13 protein-coding genes and 1 pseudogene are annotated in these 17,749 nt (G+C 41.2%); 7 read left to right on the top strand and 7 right to left on the bottom strand.

Translation table 11 applies throughout. From position 1 onward, the window contains the following. Positions 1 to 76: 76 nt before the first annotated feature. Positions 77 to 151: pseudogene (locus ACN6OV_RS13400) on the top strand (DNA-binding response regulator); the annotation flags it as partial. Positions 152 to 172: 21 nt separating this feature from the next. Next, a complete protein-coding gene (locus tag ACN6OV_RS13405; RefSeq protein ID WP_427953739.1) occupies positions 173 to 1,519 on the top strand; it encodes an ATP-binding protein in 1,347 nt (448 codons plus the stop codon). Positions 1,520 to 1,580: 61 nt separating this feature from the next. On the opposite strand, the gene ACN6OV_RS13410 is transcribed toward ACN6OV_RS13405, so the two are convergent. Next, entirely contained in the window at positions 1,581 to 2,291 is a 711-nt protein-coding gene (locus ACN6OV_RS13410) for a phosphatase PAP2 family protein (protein ID WP_427953741.1), read from the bottom strand. Positions 2,292 to 2,717: 426 nt separating this feature from the next. Here ACN6OV_RS13410 and ACN6OV_RS13415 point away from each other — a divergent pair, with 426 nt between their 5' ends. Continuing rightward, the gene (locus tag ACN6OV_RS13415) at positions 2,718 to 4,832 is read left to right on the top strand and encodes a 3'-5' exonuclease (protein WP_427953743.1); all 2,115 of its coding nucleotides are present in this window, start codon (positions 2,718 to 2,720) and stop codon (positions 4,830 to 4,832) included. Between the two features lie 299 nt (positions 4,833 to 5,131). Here the strand turns inward: ACN6OV_RS13415 and metH are convergent, their stop codons facing one another. Then, positions 5,132 to 8,821, bottom strand: coding sequence for a methionine synthase (gene metH / locus ACN6OV_RS13420; protein ID WP_427953745.1), 3,690 nt, complete (start codon positions 8,819 to 8,821; stop codon positions 5,132 to 5,134). Between the two features lie 468 nt (positions 8,822 to 9,289). On the opposite strand from metH, the gene ACN6OV_RS13425 reads away from it, so the two are divergent. Then, the gene (locus ACN6OV_RS13425; RefSeq protein WP_427953747.1) at positions 9,290 to 10,909 is read left to right on the top strand and encodes an inorganic phosphate transporter; all 1,620 of its coding nucleotides are present in this window, start codon (positions 9,290 to 9,292) and stop codon (positions 10,907 to 10,909) included. Between the two features lie 126 nt (positions 10,910 to 11,035). Here the strand turns inward: ACN6OV_RS13425 and ACN6OV_RS13430 are convergent, their stop codons facing one another. The 3 genes from ACN6OV_RS13430 to ACN6OV_RS13440 all read right to left on the bottom strand — a co-directional run bounded on the left by ACN6OV_RS13430 (position 11,036) and on the right by ACN6OV_RS13440 (position 13,812). Further along, entirely contained in the window at positions 11,036 to 12,580 is a 1,545-nt protein-coding gene (locus tag ACN6OV_RS13430; protein ID WP_427953749.1) for a hypothetical protein, read from the bottom strand. 208 nt (positions 12,581 to 12,788) lie between these two features. Beyond that, complete coding sequence (locus ACN6OV_RS13435; protein ID WP_427953751.1) at positions 12,789 to 12,962, bottom strand: hypothetical protein; 174 nt, start codon at positions 12,960 to 12,962, stop codon at positions 12,789 to 12,791. 232 nt (positions 12,963 to 13,194) lie between these two features. Continuing rightward, a complete protein-coding gene (locus ACN6OV_RS13440; protein ID WP_427953753.1) occupies positions 13,195 to 13,812 on the bottom strand; it encodes a rhomboid family intramembrane serine protease in 618 nt (205 codons plus the stop codon). Between the two features lie 158 nt (positions 13,813 to 13,970). Between ACN6OV_RS13440 and nfuA the strand changes: the two genes are divergently transcribed. Continuing rightward, positions 13,971 to 14,609, top strand: a complete 639-nt coding sequence (gene nfuA / locus ACN6OV_RS13445) for a Fe-S biogenesis protein NfuA (protein ID WP_427953755.1) — start codon at positions 13,971 to 13,973, stop codon at positions 14,607 to 14,609. 49 nt (positions 14,610 to 14,658) lie between these two features. Here nfuA and ACN6OV_RS13450 read toward each other — a convergent pair whose 3' ends face one another. Both ACN6OV_RS13450 and ACN6OV_RS13455 read right to left on the bottom strand, forming a co-directional pair. After that, on the bottom strand, positions 14,659 to 15,666 hold the full coding sequence (locus ACN6OV_RS13450) for a hypothetical protein (RefSeq protein ID WP_427953757.1): 1,008 nt from the start codon (positions 15,664 to 15,666) through the stop codon (positions 14,659 to 14,661). A gap of 48 nt (positions 15,667 to 15,714) precedes the next feature. Then, entirely contained in the window at positions 15,715 to 16,698 is a 984-nt protein-coding gene (locus ACN6OV_RS13455) for an alpha/beta fold hydrolase (protein WP_427953785.1), read from the bottom strand. 236 nt (positions 16,699 to 16,934) lie between these two features. Here ACN6OV_RS13455 and ACN6OV_RS13460 point away from each other — a divergent pair, with 236 nt between their 5' ends. Together ACN6OV_RS13460 and ACN6OV_RS13465 are read left to right on the top strand one after the other, a co-directional pair. Continuing rightward, on the top strand, positions 16,935 to 17,057 hold the full coding sequence (locus ACN6OV_RS13460) for a hypothetical protein (RefSeq protein ID WP_427953759.1): 123 nt from the start codon (positions 16,935 to 16,937) through the stop codon (positions 17,055 to 17,057). A 33-nt stretch (positions 17,058 to 17,090) separates the two neighbouring features. After that, entirely contained in the window at positions 17,091 to 17,705 is a 615-nt protein-coding gene (locus tag ACN6OV_RS13465) for a carbonic anhydrase (RefSeq protein ID WP_427953761.1), read from the top strand. Positions 17,706 to 17,749: the final 44 nt, after the last annotated feature.

Raw genomic sequence — 17,749 nt, forward strand, 5'->3', positions numbered from 1 at the left:
CATGAACATTCTTGCGCTTGGGCATAAGCGTCTAGCTGTAGGAATCACCTCCGTTTAAGGGAGGTGAGGATGTCAAGTACACCATTTAAGAACCAAACTGGACAAAGACTTTATTCGCACCATACGTGGTTTGGGTTATCGTTTGGGTTAACACATTAGGAAATGATTTTTCATGCAGCACAAGTCCTATTCTCTGAAAAAGAGACTGATTATTTATGTGTCTATTTTCAGTATGTTATTAGGCTGCGTGTTGGTATTTTCTGCTTACCACATTGCGTTGGAAGAAATTAATGAAATTTTAGATGCACAAATGCAAAATTTGGCTGAGCGCGTTGCTGCACATGATCCTAAGCCGATTCAAAGTCAGTTTGATCAACATCAGCGTTATCATGAAGAAGATTTATTTGTCGATGTATGGGCTTATGACTCTAATGCAGAGCAAAAACATCAGTTAAAACTTTTGGTTCCACCAATGCAAAAGGCGGGATTTTATACCCATACGACACCACAGGATGAATGGCATACCTATGTGCTGCCTTTAGAGGATCTGCAAATTCAGGTCAGTCAGCAGGAGTCCGTGCGACAGCATTTGGCAGTAGAACTGGCTAGCAGTATGTTTTTACCTTATGCAATTTTTATTCCTTTTGCCTTATTTGCTTTGGGTTGGTTAATTCAACGCAATTTACAGCCACTGGAAAATTTCAAACGAGAATTGGCCAAACGTGATGCTTTTGAATTGTCACCCATTTCGCGAGCGCCTTATCCTGAAGAAATTGCACCCACGATTGTTGAAATTAACCATTTATTTGAACGTATCTCTTTATCTCAGCAAGAGCAGCGTCAGTTTATTGCCGATGCAGCCCATGAGTTACGCACCCCGATTACCGCACTGAATTTACAAATGCAGATCTTGCTACAGAAATTTCCACAAGATGAGGCTTTGCTGAATTTAAGTAAGGGTTTAATTCGGATTCAGCATCTGGTCAGTCAGTTATTGAGTTTGGCCAAACAAGATGCGTCGGTATTTGTATTAGAACGTAAACAAAATTTTGACTTAAAGCAGTTAGCTGCAAATTGTGTTGAGCAATTGATTCATTTGGCTATGCAAAAAGATATCGACCTTGGGATGGAGCAACAGCAAAGTATTGAACTGTATAGCCTAGAGCCAACGGTACATTCGATTATTTTTAACCTGATTGATAATGCCATAAAATATACTCCGCAACAGGGTATGATTAACGTTTCAGTTTTTCAGCAAGATGACATGGCGGTGGTTCAGGTCGAAGACAGTGGGCCTGGGATTGATTCTGCTTTATATGAACAAATTCGCAAACGCTTTTATCGGGTTTTTAACCATGAAGAAATTGGTAGTGGTTTAGGCCTAGCCATTGTCGATAAAGCTGCCAAGCATATTGGAGCTAAACTGGATTTTGCCAAAAGTGAAACCCTTGGTGGCTTAAAAGTTACGATTTGCATTCCATTAAATCATTACCTTGAATTTCACCAGAACCAAGTCTGACTTGATTTCATAGGTTTTAATTTTTATTCAGCAGAATCGAAAGGATAGGGTTGATTCAACTTTAGATCCATTCAAAACGTTTATTGGATTTTGGCGCTGTCGTTTTTGGGAAATAGCGATAAGCGTAGCAATAAAACAGTGTATTGAATGCCCAGATAATCCAAGCGGTCCAAAGATTATGACTAAGAAAATGTGCACCACGCATCATCTGTGCCCAACCAAAAGCAAAGCCTAAAATTAGCCCAGTCATTAAGAAAAAATAAGCGCGGGCAGGACGGTAGATTCGGTACGCAAAAAAACCAGTCATCAAAGCAAAGCCAGTCGCGGCATGACCACCGGGGAAACAGTGACCATGTGTCGCTGAAAAATTCCACATAAATCCTTGGGCGGTTGGGACCGTCATATTCCACGGGCATGCATGAGCGGATTGCGATTTAATTAAGCCGATAACAGCGGTGCTTAAAATCGCGACAAAAAAGAAATAGCCGAGTTCAAAACGTTGAGCTTTTAAGCTGGACACTTTAAAGCTACATACCCACGCGAGAAGGTAAAATACATAGACTGCAATTAGAATATCCTTCACATAGCGATGGTTTAAAACGGCAAGTGACCAATCATTACGTAGTGGAAAGCTACCATGTGAATCGACCCAAGGTTGAATGAGGGATTGATCAATTGTGCCACCTACAGGGAATAACCAAAGCAATAGGATGAAACTTAAACCTAAAATAAGAGCTTGAGTCAGTAAAAAACGTGGTGTTGAATATAGCATCGTTTCAGCATTGTTCTTTTTAATGTTGTTATTAAATACACGCTAGCTTAATTCAAACTTAAGTCGGCGTTTTGCAGGAACAGATATAGAGAACGAGTAGAGTAGACGGGTTTTATTTAAAATAAATATAAAACAATTATTTATGTAATTTAATTTTTATTAAAAACCACAGTGATGTATGAGCATTTTTACTTAAAAAATTGAATAAAGAACTAAAATTCGAACGTGATTAACGTCTGAATAATCTAGAGTGCTATTTCAGATTTCATTCAGAGAGGTTAAGTGTTTTATACTTTTGTTTGAATGCTAAAGTGTTGTGCTTAAATTTTCTTACTAATCTTTTGGTCTAGCTTTATTAATACATTTATTTGGTTATAATTTATTTAAGTAATTACTTGATTAATTAAGATTTAGAGAACGAATACCGTGGCTGAACTGATTCCCCCAAGCATACAACAATTAAAATCAGCCAGCAGTGGGGAACGTAAAGTCTATCAATTACTTGAACATGTGTTTCAAGATGAAAATGCCATTATCTGGCATGAGCCTAAGGCCTTAAACCGTTATACCGATTTCATTGTTTGGCTGCCGAATCATGGTTTGCTGGTCATTGAAGTGAAAGATTGGTCCAAAGAACGTTTTAAAACGCTGAATCCAGAAACATTTACTGGGAATTTTTACCTTAAAAATGACCATAAAACGGTTTCAGTGCAGAACCCAGAATTGCAGGTACGCAAGTGCATGCTCAATATTCTGAATCAATTTAAAAAGACCGCGGTATTTTTGCAAAACAGTGGGCCTTATCAAGGCAATGTGAAGTTTCCAATCAGCAGTTGTGTGATTTATACAGAATTAAAGCGAGAAGAAGCAGATGATATTGGGCTAAGTTTCCCTGCAATTAGCTCCGAACATAAAACCATTTATAAAGATGATTTACGTTTAATTGCTGAAAATAAAACTTTTAAACAAAAGCTAATTCATGCGTTTAAGGATGTGGCTTTTCCCTTTGAGCCTCTAAATTTTGCCGAAGAAAAGCTGCTGCGTTATATGATTTTCCCTGAAATTCGTGTCAATGAATTCAAGCAGGACGAGCTATTCGCTGTTGAGCCACAAGAGGTGAAGGCTTTAGATTTATCACAGGAATCTATTGCGAAAAATATCGGTGATGGACACCGTATTTTAAAAGGTGTGGCGGGCAGCGGTAAAACGTTGGTTTTGGCCTGCCGCGCCAAATATTTAAAAACTATCAATCCCGAATATAAAATATTGGTGGTTTGTTATAACAATTCCTTATGCAATCATTTGCGTCAGATGTTTGGCGATGACTTCAATGACAAAATTGAAGTCCTCAATTTTCATGCTTTAGTGAAGCAGCTGACCCGCGCCAATTTATCCATGCTGCCGCAGGAAAAGCAGTCAGACTATAACAGCCGTGTCGGGCAAATTTTATTGGATTATCTAGAACAAGACAGCTTTGCTGAGAACAAACAGTTTGATGCCATTTTAATTGATGAAGGGCAGGACTTTGCTCAGGAGTGGATTATTGGCCTGTCTAAATTGGTCAAACCAGAAACCAATAATATTTTGTTCTGCTATGACCCTGCGCAGAATATTTTTAATCGCAAGAAACCAAGTTGGCGTTCGGTAGGATTGCAAGTACAGGGTAAAAAGCCAGTTGAGTTGTATAAGTGTTACCGCAATACCAAAGAAATTTTAGATATTGCCAAAGCATTTTTGAACCCTAAACTTTTAGATAGTCTGCAAAATAGTGATGAATATGACCGTGTTTTAGATCCCGATACGGGTGAGTGTAAAACAGGAGAATATCCAAGTATTTATCATGAAAATGATGTCCGTCATTTAGTAGATTTGATTGCTCGTAAAATCCGACAATTATTAAAGTTAGGGACTGCACCGCGAGATATTGCTGTTTTGCAGGCAAAATCTGCTGAATACGATATTTTTGTGAATGAGTTGAAAGCAAAGTTAAATAGTTATGTGCCTAATGCAGAGGCTGAGTTCATTTTTAGCAGTGCAGATAAAAAAGCTTTAGATTTAAATAAAAACTCAATCAAAATTATGAATGTGGAGTCTTCTAAAGGTTTGGAGTTTCCACATGTATTTTTTGTTGGCTTAGATTACATGCCACGTATCGGTGAAAACCGGGACTTAGATTCTGAGCGTAAACTGGCCTATGTAGGTATGACACGCGCACAGAATAAGCTGTTTATTTTAGGCTGTGAAAATAAAGGTTTTCTTGCAGATGTGAAAGAAATTTACGAGCAAACTGCACATTTGGCTGAGCTTGCAGAGCGCCCAGTAGAAGTCAGTATTGAAAAAGCTGAAGAAATTCTTGTGGAAGAAGATACCGGAATAGTAAATGACTCCATGATTGGGCAGAAATGGACGGAGGATGAAGAAGTCCGTTTAATTGATGCGTTTATGGATGAAAAGCTGCCGATTAAGGAAATTGCAAAACGGCACAATCGTCAAGCGGGCGGGATTCGGGCGAGGCTGAAGAAATTAAGGTTGGTGGATTAGTTTATATTTATTCTTTATAAAAGTTGAGGGGTAAAGTATGGGATTAGTTTTAATTGTACTAGCTTGCATCTCAAACCCGATCTGACAGTTACCCATTTTTTATTGTGCCTGTCAGGTTAGATACAAGCTGATACACTTAATAATATAAATCCCTCCCAGCCTCCCTTTAAAAAGCGAGGGCTGTCACGTAATTCTATTAATACGTGAAAGTCCTTTTTTGTAAAAGGGCGAGTTTAGAGAGGATCAAAGATCTCAAAACAAAAAAGATCCCCTCATTCGAGGGGATTTTTTCAATTCAATTAAGAAACCGAATCATCCAAATTCGGCGCTAACCAACGCTTCGCCTCATCCAATGTCCAACCTTTACGCTGCGCATAATCCTCAAGCTGATCGCCTGCAATTTTACCCACGTTAAAGTATTGGCTTTCAGGGTTTGCATAATAGAAACCGCTGACAGATGAAGGTGGCCACATCGCAAAACTTGTGGTCAACTGCGTACCAATCTTGTCGGTAGAACCTAACCAGTCGAACAATGGCGCTTTTTCAGAATGCTCAGGACACGCAGGGTAGCCCGGTGCAGGACGGATACCGACATACTTCTCTTTAATTAATTCTTCATTGCTTAAAGTTTCAGAAGCTTGGTTGCCCCAGAATTCTTTACGGATGCGCTCATGCAAATGCTCGGCAAAAGCTTCGGCAAAACGGTCACCCAAAGATTGTGCCAGAATTGCAGAATAGTCATCGCCTTTGGCTTTGTATTCATTGGCCATTTCTTCAGCACCAAAGATCGACACGGTGAAACCACCTAACCAATCTTCCGCTTGCTCTTTGGTCGCGACAAAGTCAGCCAATGATAAGTTTGGTTTACCTGTCACTTTATCTGACTGCTGACGGATATGCTCAAAAGTATGCGTTACTGTTGCGCCAGTTTCATCATAAACTTCAACCGAATCCGCCGCTGAACGGTTGGCAGGGTAGATACCGAACACAGCACGTGCATCAAAGCGTTTATTTTCAATAATGTCTTTTAGCATCGTCTGCGCTTGTTCATACAAGTCAGTTGCAGCTTCACCCACCACTTCATCTTTCAGGATTGCAGGGAATTTACCTGCTAAACTCCATGAAATGAAGAACGGTGTCCAGTCAAAATAATCGACCAATGTTTCAAGCGGATAATTGGTCAACGTTTGCGTACCAATAAAGTTTGGCTTCACAGGCGCATTGGCTGCAAAGTCAATTTTCAAGCCATTTTCAATCGATGCTGCATAAGTCAGTTTGGCTGCTTTTGGCTGTTTGTTGGTAATACGCACACGCACTTTTTCATATTCAGCGCGGGTATCTTCCACAAACTTAGGCTTCATTTCTTTCGATAATAAAGTCGTTGCCACACCTACTGCACGCGAAGCATCTGCAACATAAATCACTGCATCATTGGAATATTGCGGATCAATTTTTACAGCAGTATGCGCTTTAGACGTCGTTGCACCACCAATCATTAAAGGTACTTGGAAGCCTTTACGCTGCATTTCTTTGGCAACAAAGACCATTTCATCCAATGATGGGGTGATTAAACCTGACAGACCGATAATATCGACTTTTTCATCAATCGCAGTTTGTAGGATTTTTTCCGCAGGCACCATCACGCCGAGGTCAATAATGTCATAACCATTACAGCCTAAAACCACGCCAACAATGTTTTTACCAATGTCGTGTACGTCGCCTTTGACCGTCGCCATCAGCACTTTACCTTTGGATTGACCGCCAGATTTTTCCGCTTCAATGTACGGGTTCAGCCATGCTACGGCTTGTTTCATTACACGTGCAGATTTCACCACTTGTGGCAGGAACATTTTGCCCGAACCGAACAAGTCACCGACCACGTTCATGCCGTCCATCAACGGGCCTTCAATTACATCTAAAGGACGTACAGACTTTAAGCGCGCTTCTTCAGTATCTTCATCAATAAACGTCGTGATGCCTTTAACCAGTGCATGTTCAAGACGCTTTTCTACACTTTCTTTACGCCATTCAAGGTCTTCTACTTGTTTTTGAGCAGCACCTTGACCGCGGTATTTTTCCGCAACTTCAAGCAGTTTTTCAGTGGCATCTTGATGGCTTTCACCCTGATTTTGGTTCAGGACGACATCTTCAACCGCAGCTTTTAGTTCTTTGTCGATATCATCGTAAATCGCCATTTGACCTGCGTTGACAATCCCCATGGTCATGCCTTGCTTGATGGCATGGTACAAGAACACTGAGTGAATCGCTTCACGTACAGGCTCGTTCCCTCGGAATGAGAACGATACGTTAGACACACCGCCTGAAATCATCGCATGCGGCAGATTCTGTTTAATCCAGCCTGTTGCCTCAATAAAGTCCACAGCATAGTTGTTATGTTCTTCAATCCCTGTTGCTACGGCAAACACGTTCGGGTCAAAAATAATATCTTCAGCAGGGAAGCCAACATCATTCACTAAAACATCATAAGAGCGTTTACAGATTTCTTTTTTGCGTTGAGCAGTATCGGCTTGACCATTTTCATCAAAGGCCATGACAATTACGGCCGCACCGTATTGACGGCATAGACGTGCTTTATGTACGAACTCGTCATAACCTTCTTTCAAGGAGATTGAGTTCACTACAGCTTTACCTTGTACGCATTTCAAGCCCGCTTCAATGATTTCCCATTTTGATGAGTCAATCATAATTGGCACACGAGAAATTTCAGGTTCAGATGCTACAAGATTCAAGAAATGCACCATTGCGCCTTCTGAATCTAGCATGCCTTCATCCATGTTGATATCGATGACCTGAGCACCGGCTTCAACTTGTTGTTGTGCAACGTCTAAAGCTTCGGCAAAGTTTTCTTCACGGATTAAACGCAGGAATTTTTTCGAACCTGTCACGTTGGTTCGTTCACCGACGTTCACAAATAACGATTCATTGGTAATGTTGAACGGTTCTAAACCACTGAGACGGCACGCAGGTTTAGTTTCAGGCACTTGACGCGGTTTGATATCTTTTACCGCATTGTAAATCGCGCGGATATGATCTGGTGTGGTACCACAGCAGCCGCCCGTAATGTTGATCAGGCCGCTTTCAGCAAACTCTTTAATAAATGCAGCGGTTTCTTCCGGAGTTTCATCATAACCACCGAAAGCGTTTGGTAAGCCCGCGTTTGGATGCGCTGAAACGAAAGTATCCGCTACATCAGAAATGGTTTTCACGTGTGGACGCATGGCATCTGCACCAAGGGCACAGTTAAAACCAATCGACAATAAATCACCGTGACGAACAGAGTTCCAGAAAGCTTCCGCTGTTTGGCCGGTTAAGGTACGGCCTGAAGCATCGGTAATCGTGCCTGAAATCATCAAGGGTAATTCGTAGCCAAGTTGATTAAAGACCTCTTTCACTGCAAAAATCGCGGCTTTACAGTTTAAGGTATCGAATACGGTTTCGATCAATAGAATGTCCGCACCGCCTTCAATCAGCGCATGTGCCGCTTCAATATAGTTTTCTTTCAGCGCATCGAAAGTAATGTTACGGAATGCAGGGTCATTTACATTCGGTGAAATTGAACAAGTACGCGATGTTGGCCCAAGTACACCTGCCACAAAACGTGGTTTGTCTGGGGTTGAATATTTTTGGCAAGCTTCTTTGGCAAGGCGTGCGGCTTCACGGTTAATTTCCGGAACCAAATCCTCCATGTGGTAATCCGACATGGAAACGCGTGTACCATTGAATGAGTTGGTTTCAATAATATCGGCGCCAGCGTCAAGATAAGCTTCATGAATGCCTTGAATGATCTGTGGCTGCGTCAATACCAAAAGGTCATTATTGCCTTTGAGATCGGATGCCCAATCTGCAAAACGCTCACCACGATAGTCAGCTTCTTCGAGTTTATGACGCTGAATCATGGTGCCCATCGCACCATCAATAATCAGAATTCGTTGAGCGAGCAGCTCTTTTAGGGTGGTAAGCGTGGACATAAATAACCCCAATCCGATGGAATATAAAATCGGCAAATATATTAACAGAATTTAGAGCAGTTTTATTGATAATCACTGAACATCGTCGAACACAATTTATTGAACTGTTGATTAATTAAACAAATTTGATCTCTTTTATATTTAATCTAAATGTATGGAAAGCTTCATGAATTTGTCATATTGCTCAGGCATGCTTGGAAAACAAGCAGGAGGGTGGGCATTTATGACAAGAAAGAAGACGAACTGAAATATATGTTGAAACATAGGGTTTCAAACTAAAGACGACCTATACTTTGTAAATAAAATATTGATTTGTTTCATAAAAGTAGAGTGATATGGTCGGTTTTAGTATGGTGCTAAATAGAAATAAAGCATGAAATATTGCTTTATAAGGCAGCACTTTGTCATATAATTGTCACAATTAAATTGAACAATATGGGGATTCTAAAATCCTCTATTCTTGCCTGCATGAATTCTAAACAAACTCCCGTAGATTCAGCACACACGTCGACTACAGAAAAGTCGACGAATGTTCATGTGCCTACCCCAAAATTCTTTATGCCGGTATTTTTGACGGTCATTATTTCGACGCTGATTTATATCGGCTTTCAATTAACTTCTGATTTGGCACACGTTCCCGCATTAAGTCTTTATTCCATGATCTTATTGGGAACGGCGTTATTTATTGCACTCGGTTTTGAGTTCGTGAATGGTTTTCACGATACAGCCAATGCTGTAGCAACGGTGATTTATACCAATGCCTTATCTGCACCTGTCGCCGTTATGTGGGCGGGTTTTTGTAACTTTCTGGGTGTAATGGTCGCAAGTGGTGCAGTGGCTTATGGCATTATTGCCTTGCTTCCCGTCGAACTGATCATGAATGTGGGTTCTGGCGCGGGTTTCGCCATGGTCTTTGCCATGTTGATTGCTGCGATTTTATGGAACTTGGGAACATGGTTCCTCGGCATTCCAGCGTCTAGTTCGCATACCTTAATTGGTTCAATTCTTGGCGTGGGCATCATGAACTATTTGCTGAATGCAGGTGGTGGTGCCAGCGGTGTAGATATGGAGCAAGTGCTGAAAGTTGGTAAGGCTTTATTGTTCTCACCATTGATTGGTTTTGCATTTGCAGCACTTGTGTTCCTGTTGGTGAAAAGAATTTTCCGTAAACAACTTGAACTTTTTCAGCCACCTGAAGGAAATAAGCCACCACCACCACTTATTCGTGCAGTTCTGATTTTCACCTGTACGGGCGTAAGTTTTGCGCATGGTTCAAATGATGGTCAAAAAGGCATGGGCCTGATCATGTTGATCTTGATTGGTTGTGTGCCACTGGCGTATTCACTGAATAAAAACTTGGATCAACAACATATCCAGTCTTTCCAACAGTTATCTGTGCAAACAGCAACGGCGATCCATGCACAGCATGACGATATTCCAGATCAACAAGCGCGTGAAGTTTTAACCAAATACATTCAAACCAAAGAGCTAAATGCACAAGTTGTACCTGCATTGGCAAGTATGACCGATCATTTGGGTGAGCGCGTGGGTCAGTATGGAGACTTAAAAGATATTCCAGAACAGGAAGTTTCTTCGATCCGTAATGACATGTATTTAAGTACCACGGCCTTTAAACGTCTCGATAAAGCTGAGCAACTTCCTGCGATGGCAGAAGCACAGCAAAAGACTGTAAAAGAATATCGCAGTAATCTGGATTCATTCTTACAGTACATTCCAACATGGGTGAAAGTTGCAGTTGCCTTGGCATTGGGTCTAGGCACAATGGTCGGCTGGAAACGTATTGTGGTGACGGTGGGTGAGCGTATTGGTAAAAACCATATGACCTATGGTCAAGGTATGTCGGCTGAGCTTGTTGCGATGTCAACCATTGCTGCAGCAGATGGTTTGGGTATGCCAGTATCAACAACGCACGTATTGAACTCTGCTGTTGCGGGGACTATGGTCGCGAACAAATCAGGTCTTAACTTTAACACGGTGAAAACCATTCTTTCGGCATGGATTTTCACTTTACCGGCAACCATCTGTTTATCAGGGTGCTTGTATTGGTTATTCCTTAAAGTGTTTTAATCTGATTCAACTGCATAAAAAAACGCTGCTTCGGCAGCGTTTTTTTATGCTCTTAAGTTCCGCTCACTGAACACATTGAAGCTGCTGCTTTAAATAATGTTCAGGAGAGGATGAAGGTGGAGAGACTTATTTTTTCAGTTTATTCAGCAAACCTTTCGGTAATTTTTCCGTAGCAAAGCCGTAGACCGCAGCAAAAGGTAAAGCGGTACGTGCAAGATAAGCCACACGCCATAAACCGCCATGGTTCGCGCCAGACATCATCAACTCTAATGGATGATCCAATGGTGTTTCAGGGTTCGCCACTGACTGAGGATTACGCAGGTCATGAATCCATAGCGCTGCCATCAGTGCATTGGTGGTTTCAGGATTAAACGACTCCACATCAAATAAACTTGCACCATTAAATGCCGCTTTGAGTAATGGATTTTTCGTCACGGAGTGTGTGGTGGTTGACGGTGCAATATTAATGCTGACCCGTTGTCCATTTTGACGAGCCAATGTCGCGCGCCATTGCTGAATGCGTTTGGCTAAAGCATAGTTCGGACCTTGTTCAACCACGAGACAGTCGGCAATGCCATAAGCCTTACCATTTTCTGAATGGGTAATTTGAGCATTATTTTGTTTAAAGAAATGCTGCCCCGAAACTTTGGCAATACTTTGGGTAAGCAGCTTTTGTGCAGGGGCACGATCTTGGAATTTTGCCTGTGACGCTGTCACAATTTCTTCAGGCACTGCATACACATCTGTCGGCGTGCACATAAACATCAGGCTGGTATCTGCCTTTTGCTGGCTGACATAATCCATAATGCTGTCCATTGCCATAGCAACACGGACATGCTTTTCACCATCCAAATAAGCAATCGCGGCTAAATCTAATGGGTGCTCATTTTGTACTAACCATTGTGCAATTTCAGGCGTTTGCGTAAGCAAGTTTGCACCGAGTTTTTGTTTTAACACTTGAATAGGCGTGTCTTCATTTATCGCTTCATTGCTAGGCGCATATAACGTTGCATTGCCGGCTTGAACCGTGGTTAAAATGCGGTCCCACACACGTTCATTGTTCAGATCAATTGCCACAATATTGGCTTTCCATTTGGCCAGCCAAGTGAGTGGACCAGCTTCCGAGGCTGCACCAAACAGCACCATAGTACGGTCAGACAAATCAAACCATTCAGGATGTGCAACGGCTGCATGAAGCGCATCAGCATGGCTTGCTTCAATGATTCCGGCATCTAACCACTTTTGAATTTGTTGTAGCAGCGCATCGCCTTGGAGCTTTTGGCCATGATAGGGCACATACCACTCAGGTGCAGCAGTGCTTTCACCTTTGAATTTAATGCTATGCAGTGGCGTAGCGGGAAGCGTCATCATGTCTTTGAGTGAGAATTTCTGATTGTCTCGATAGAACTCAAAAATATGATGAGCTTTATTTAGGCCTTGCTCTGCAATAGTAATCGCTGCATCAGTAGTTTGAATACCTTGTTCAACCAACGCTTTGAAATATTCAGGGTATTTTTTACGCCAGTTTTTTTCTTGTTTTGCACGAACCGAACTTTGATGATCAACTAAAGCCAGTGCTTCTGAAATAATTTCACGTCCGGTTTTAGAGGTGCTTGGTTTTTGATGTGATGGCGAAATCGGGAACTGAAGCCCTTCAAGTGAACTAGACATGCAAAATATCTCAACTGGTATTGTTGTTAATATACAGATGTATACATTATCTATGCCAAATTGAAAATTGGGGTGACATAAAGTGCCAAATTTATATGATTTGTCCTGTGGTTTTGTGAACTTTAGTCGCGTATACGGCAGTAATTTTGGCGTGAAATTTTGAAAAAGCTTTCATCGAGAGGCTTAAGTTGAAGCAGGTAAGGGAGGCTTAACAACGCCCTTTTTTCGCTTGTCCAAGTGGGCAAAAATCTTCTTGTGGATGATAATATGGAGAATGATGTCGATCTGGGTCAACCACAATACTGCCTTCACGGGTATGTACAGCACATGCGCTCAGTAAACTAGAGAGAATTAAACTAAAGCTTATCGCCATTATTTTCATAGATAATCCCTTTTTATTCTGACCTTTTAGCTTAAATCAGGGAGAGGCAATATCGAGTTTCAATATGCTGTGAAATTGTATAAGAGGGGAGAAATTGCAAGAAATAAGTAGGTGAAAAGCTTAAAGCAAAGTTTCAAACTGCGGGTTGAACTTAAAAATAGGATTTTATTTTTGAAGGTTTTAAAAAATATCAGCCCAAAATAACAAAGATTCAGGCTGATGATTTGACGCTTTAGAAGGGAATATTGATTAATCGACTTAAGAAGTGGGGAATCAATTTTGGTTCAAGAATAATGGTCATGATCACACCGTAGGCAGCGCCCCACAAATGTGCACTATGGTTAATATTGCTGTTGCCGCGTTTACCCGACCAAATACTATAAGCCACATAGAGCACTGCAAAAATAATGGCAGGCACTGGGATAAAGAAAACAAAAATCAGTTTCCATGGTTCAAACAAAATATAAGCGAATAATACTGCTGAAACAGCACCGGAAGCACCAAGGCTTGCCCAGTGTGTATCGTGTTTATGCTTCAGATAACTTGGAATAATAGCCGCAATTAGCCCGCCCAAATAGAACAGCACAAAACCCATGTCAAAAAAGTATTGGCGATAAAAGCTCTCAATGACCGAACCAAAGAAAAACAAGGTAATCATGTTGAACAGTAGGTGCGCACCATCGGCATGAATAAAACCATGGCTGATAAAGCGATCGTATTCACCACGTTGCAATGCAGGCGGCCAAAACAATAAACGGTTCATCACTTTCTGATTTGAAAATGCAATGAGTGAGATCACCACGGTAATCAGAATAATGGTCACGGTGTGGTTAAACGGTAAACCCAACATAAATGACTATTCGACTTGTTAAAATTTGTTCTCAATAATGCCATTAAAATCAATGAAAGCGTGAACTTTCAGAATAATTCCGACAATTTTAGTTGATTTTTTTCTAATGCCCCGCATCTTAAGTTAAAATAGCGGCGTCAGCTTGAGGAAATATTGTAATGTCGACTGAAAACAACAGCACAGCAGTTGCTGAAGAAATTCCAAACCTATTGATTACGCCAAATGCTCAAGAGTATTTGAAAGATCTTTTGGAGAAACAAAATACACCGGGGATTGGTGTGCGTGTTTTTGTGGAAAATCCGGGTACACCTCGTGCTGAATGTTGTATGGCTTACAGTGCGCCTGAAGAAGTGATACCGACTGACTATAAGCAGGATTATCCAGATTTCCCTGCTTTTATTGATACACCGTCTATTCCGTATCTTTTGGATGCTGTAATCGATTACAACAAAGACCGTTTTGGTGGTCAGCTAACATTCCGTGCACCGAACTCTAAAGTGCCACGCGTTGGACCAGATGCATCGATAGAAGAACGTATTACTTATGTGTTGCAGTCTGAAATTAACCCAGGTCTCGCAGGGCATGGCGGTAACTGTGCGTTGGTGGAAGTGGTTGAAGATGAAGAGCATGGCTTAACGGCGGTACTTAAATTCGGTGGTGGTTGCCAAGGTTGTTCATCGATTGACTTGACCTTGAAACAAGGTGTGGAAACAACGCTTAAACAGCATATACCTGAGTTAATGCGTGTGGTTGACCAAACGGACCACAGTAATACTGAAGGGGCTTATTTCAAATAAGTCTGAGTATAAAAAAGCCGCGAATTCGCGGCTTTTTTATACTTAATTTTTAAGATTCAATGCCTAAAATTTTTAAGGTGTCTTCAGCATAATAAAATTGTGCCAAATACTGACGTGAGCGTTCACGCAAATAGCCAGAACCAATCATATGCTGAATGATTGGATTTAGTAGAGCATGTAATTCATGTTGAATTAATGATTCATCAATATTTAAATCACGGAGCAGTAAATCAAAAGGACGCTCCTGATTACGCACATACCAAGCATAAAGACCATCGTGAACTTGTTGCTTCATATAGTCCGATTGACGCATAAAGTCCCAGATTTCATGGCCTAAATCAACGGTTTGTGGCAGATCTTGTACTTCAATATAGTTTCTAAAGACAGAAACAGGCATCGCTTTGATTTTATGCCATAAATTGGCTTGGAAATGGTACAGCTTGTCATCATCAAAATGCTGATTCAGTACAGTTTCACTCATTTGACTGAGCTTTAAAATATTCTTTTGTAGGTATTTGCTGATGGTGCTGTCGAGATTGGTATCTGTGACATTTTCCAACACCGATTTACCCATTTTCATAAAGCGTGAGACACCGGGCACTGACTTGGCAATTACTGAATTGTCCAAATAGTCTTGGATGGCATGCTGGATCAGTTGGGTAATCATGGCTGAAAATGCTGGATTATTCACCATAGTATGAATCAGACGTTGACGATGATCTTTCTTACTGGCCACATATTGAGCGATTTTGTCGACAGTCAAAACAGGGAAAATTTCTGCAATACTGGTCTGGTCATTGGCAGGATGAATCAAGGCAAATTTAATATGTTCAGCGATTTGATCAATCAGAAATTGACTGGCTTGGGTATTTAAAATTTGCTTTTGAATGAGCGCATTAATTTGCTCAAAATTCCAAATTTTCTGCAAAGGTTGCTTACGGAACCATTGATAAAATTGGGTAAATTCGGATGCAACAGTTTCAGTTTGCGAAAAGTTGTGGTCTAAAAAGTCTAGTTGAGCCTCAATCAGCTGCTCAATCATCGGGTTTTTCTGCATACTGTCCCTGATCGCCTGTTCAGCGGGCGATAAAAGTGCGGCGAATACTCAGTTGAGCTGAATTAACTTATCCGCCAGCGGATTTTTAAACTTCTGACTTTTTGCAAGGAAAGGGAGGTAATGATCCGCGACTTCCTGCTCAGCCTCAAGAATTGGCATATGGCCAACATTATTAAGGATGACAGGTGCTTCCGCACGTTTCAATAATGATTTTAATTCACTCGCCACTTCGACGTTAAAAATTTTATCCTGCTTGCCCCACAGGATCAGAGTGGGTGCTTCTACTGTACGGGTCAGGCGAGCGAAAGTTTCAGGCGTATAAATACGATTGAGTGTTACCACTTGATCAATCATTTTGCTGGTTTGTGGTGCGCGGGCAATCAAGACATTTTCTTGTGCTTTCTTGAGTGGCGTCGGAACTTCGGGTGGGTTTTGCATTAGCTTATGCATCACGTCATCTAAGTCGCCGGGTTTTGACACAATTAAATTTTTCAGCAAGTACGGATTGCGGGCATAACTGGTATTGGCCTGTTTATAAATCCCGGCACTATTTAATAAAAATAGGCTTTGCGTATCAAATGGATATTGTGAGGCATATACCGTTGCAATCGACCCACCTAGAGAATGTCCGGCAACATTCAGTTTATCTTCAATATCAATTTTGACCACAAACTGGCGCAATTGCTCAGTCACATTCGGCACAGAAACATCAAAGTTTGCGGGAACATGAGTGTCGCCATTGGCAGGTAAGTCGGGAATAATCACGTGATAATACGGTGTTAAGAAATGTGCCACACCATTCCAATTGTCACGTGTGCCGCCAAGACCATGAATCAATAAAATTGCCGGTTTGCTGCGAAGACCACCTTCACTATAGCTCCACATGACATTGCCGACTTGAACGGTACGTGACACTAAACCTGCCGCTTTACGGTCTTGGCTGAGATAATTTTGTAAAATGTTGGAGGTTGTAGCACTTTTGGTGCTTGGTGTTGGATTTGCTGCTAGACCATTAACGCTCGAAAACATCATACAACTGAACATTGCCAGCTTGAATATGCTCAAAACGTTCGAATGACTTCCTTTCATTGACGTTTATCCCCAAAAATATAATTGATACATTTTTATGATCATTGATCTGACAATTATCGACATTAGCCCAAATGGCTAAACTGTATATTTATGAAATATATTGTAAATTAAAAATGGTCTTTGTCACGGATTAGTTTTTTGACCTAGGTTGTGTTGTGATTAAAAAAATGAGAACCATGACTGGAAATGTGATTTTATTTCGTGAGATGCCGAATGGCATTTTGTATCAAACAGAGTGGATAGACAAAAAAACAGCAGCTATTCTTTTTGCAAGTGACAAGCTACCAGAGTGGGATTAAAATATTCCAACTTTAAACAAGAGTAATCGGAACATGCTAACAGCAGCAGAAGCTTTAGATCGTTTAAAAAAAGGGAACCAACGTTTTGTAAACGGTGAAACGAATCATGCTAAGCTTTTGACGCACCAGCAACGTGCTGAAATGGCGGGAAGCCAAGAGCCATTTGCAATTATTTTGGGTTGTTCAGATTCACGCGTTCCTGCTGAAATGGTGTTTGACCAAGGTTTAGGTGACTTATTTGTGATTCGTGTTGCAGGCAATATCGTTGCACCATCACAAGTGGGCAGTGTGGAATTCGCAGCTGAAAGTTTTAGTTGTCCTGTGGTGATTGTATTGGGTCATACGCATTGCGGTGCAATTCACTCGACTATTGAAGCACTAACCAATCCAGCAACACCTCCATCTGCAAACCTGATGTCAATTGTGAACCGCGTACGTCCTTCGGTCGAAATTTTAATGCAGACTGAATTAAAAGATGACTTAGAAAAACTATCTATGCACGCGGTACGTTCAAATGTATTTGCTTCAGTGAATCAACTTCGACATGGCTCTGCGGTGCTTGAAAGCTTAATCGCAAAAGGTAAATTAAAAGTTGTAGGTGCAGAATATTCACTAGAAACCGGTGAAGTCAGTTTTTACGACTTCTGAGCATTAAGCTAGACCAAATGAATACTAAAAGGGCGTTCTGATTG

The sequence above is a fragment of the Acinetobacter sp. genome (assembly GCF_050285345.1).
Classification (GTDB): Bacteria; Pseudomonadota; Gammaproteobacteria; order Pseudomonadales; family Moraxellaceae; genus Acinetobacter.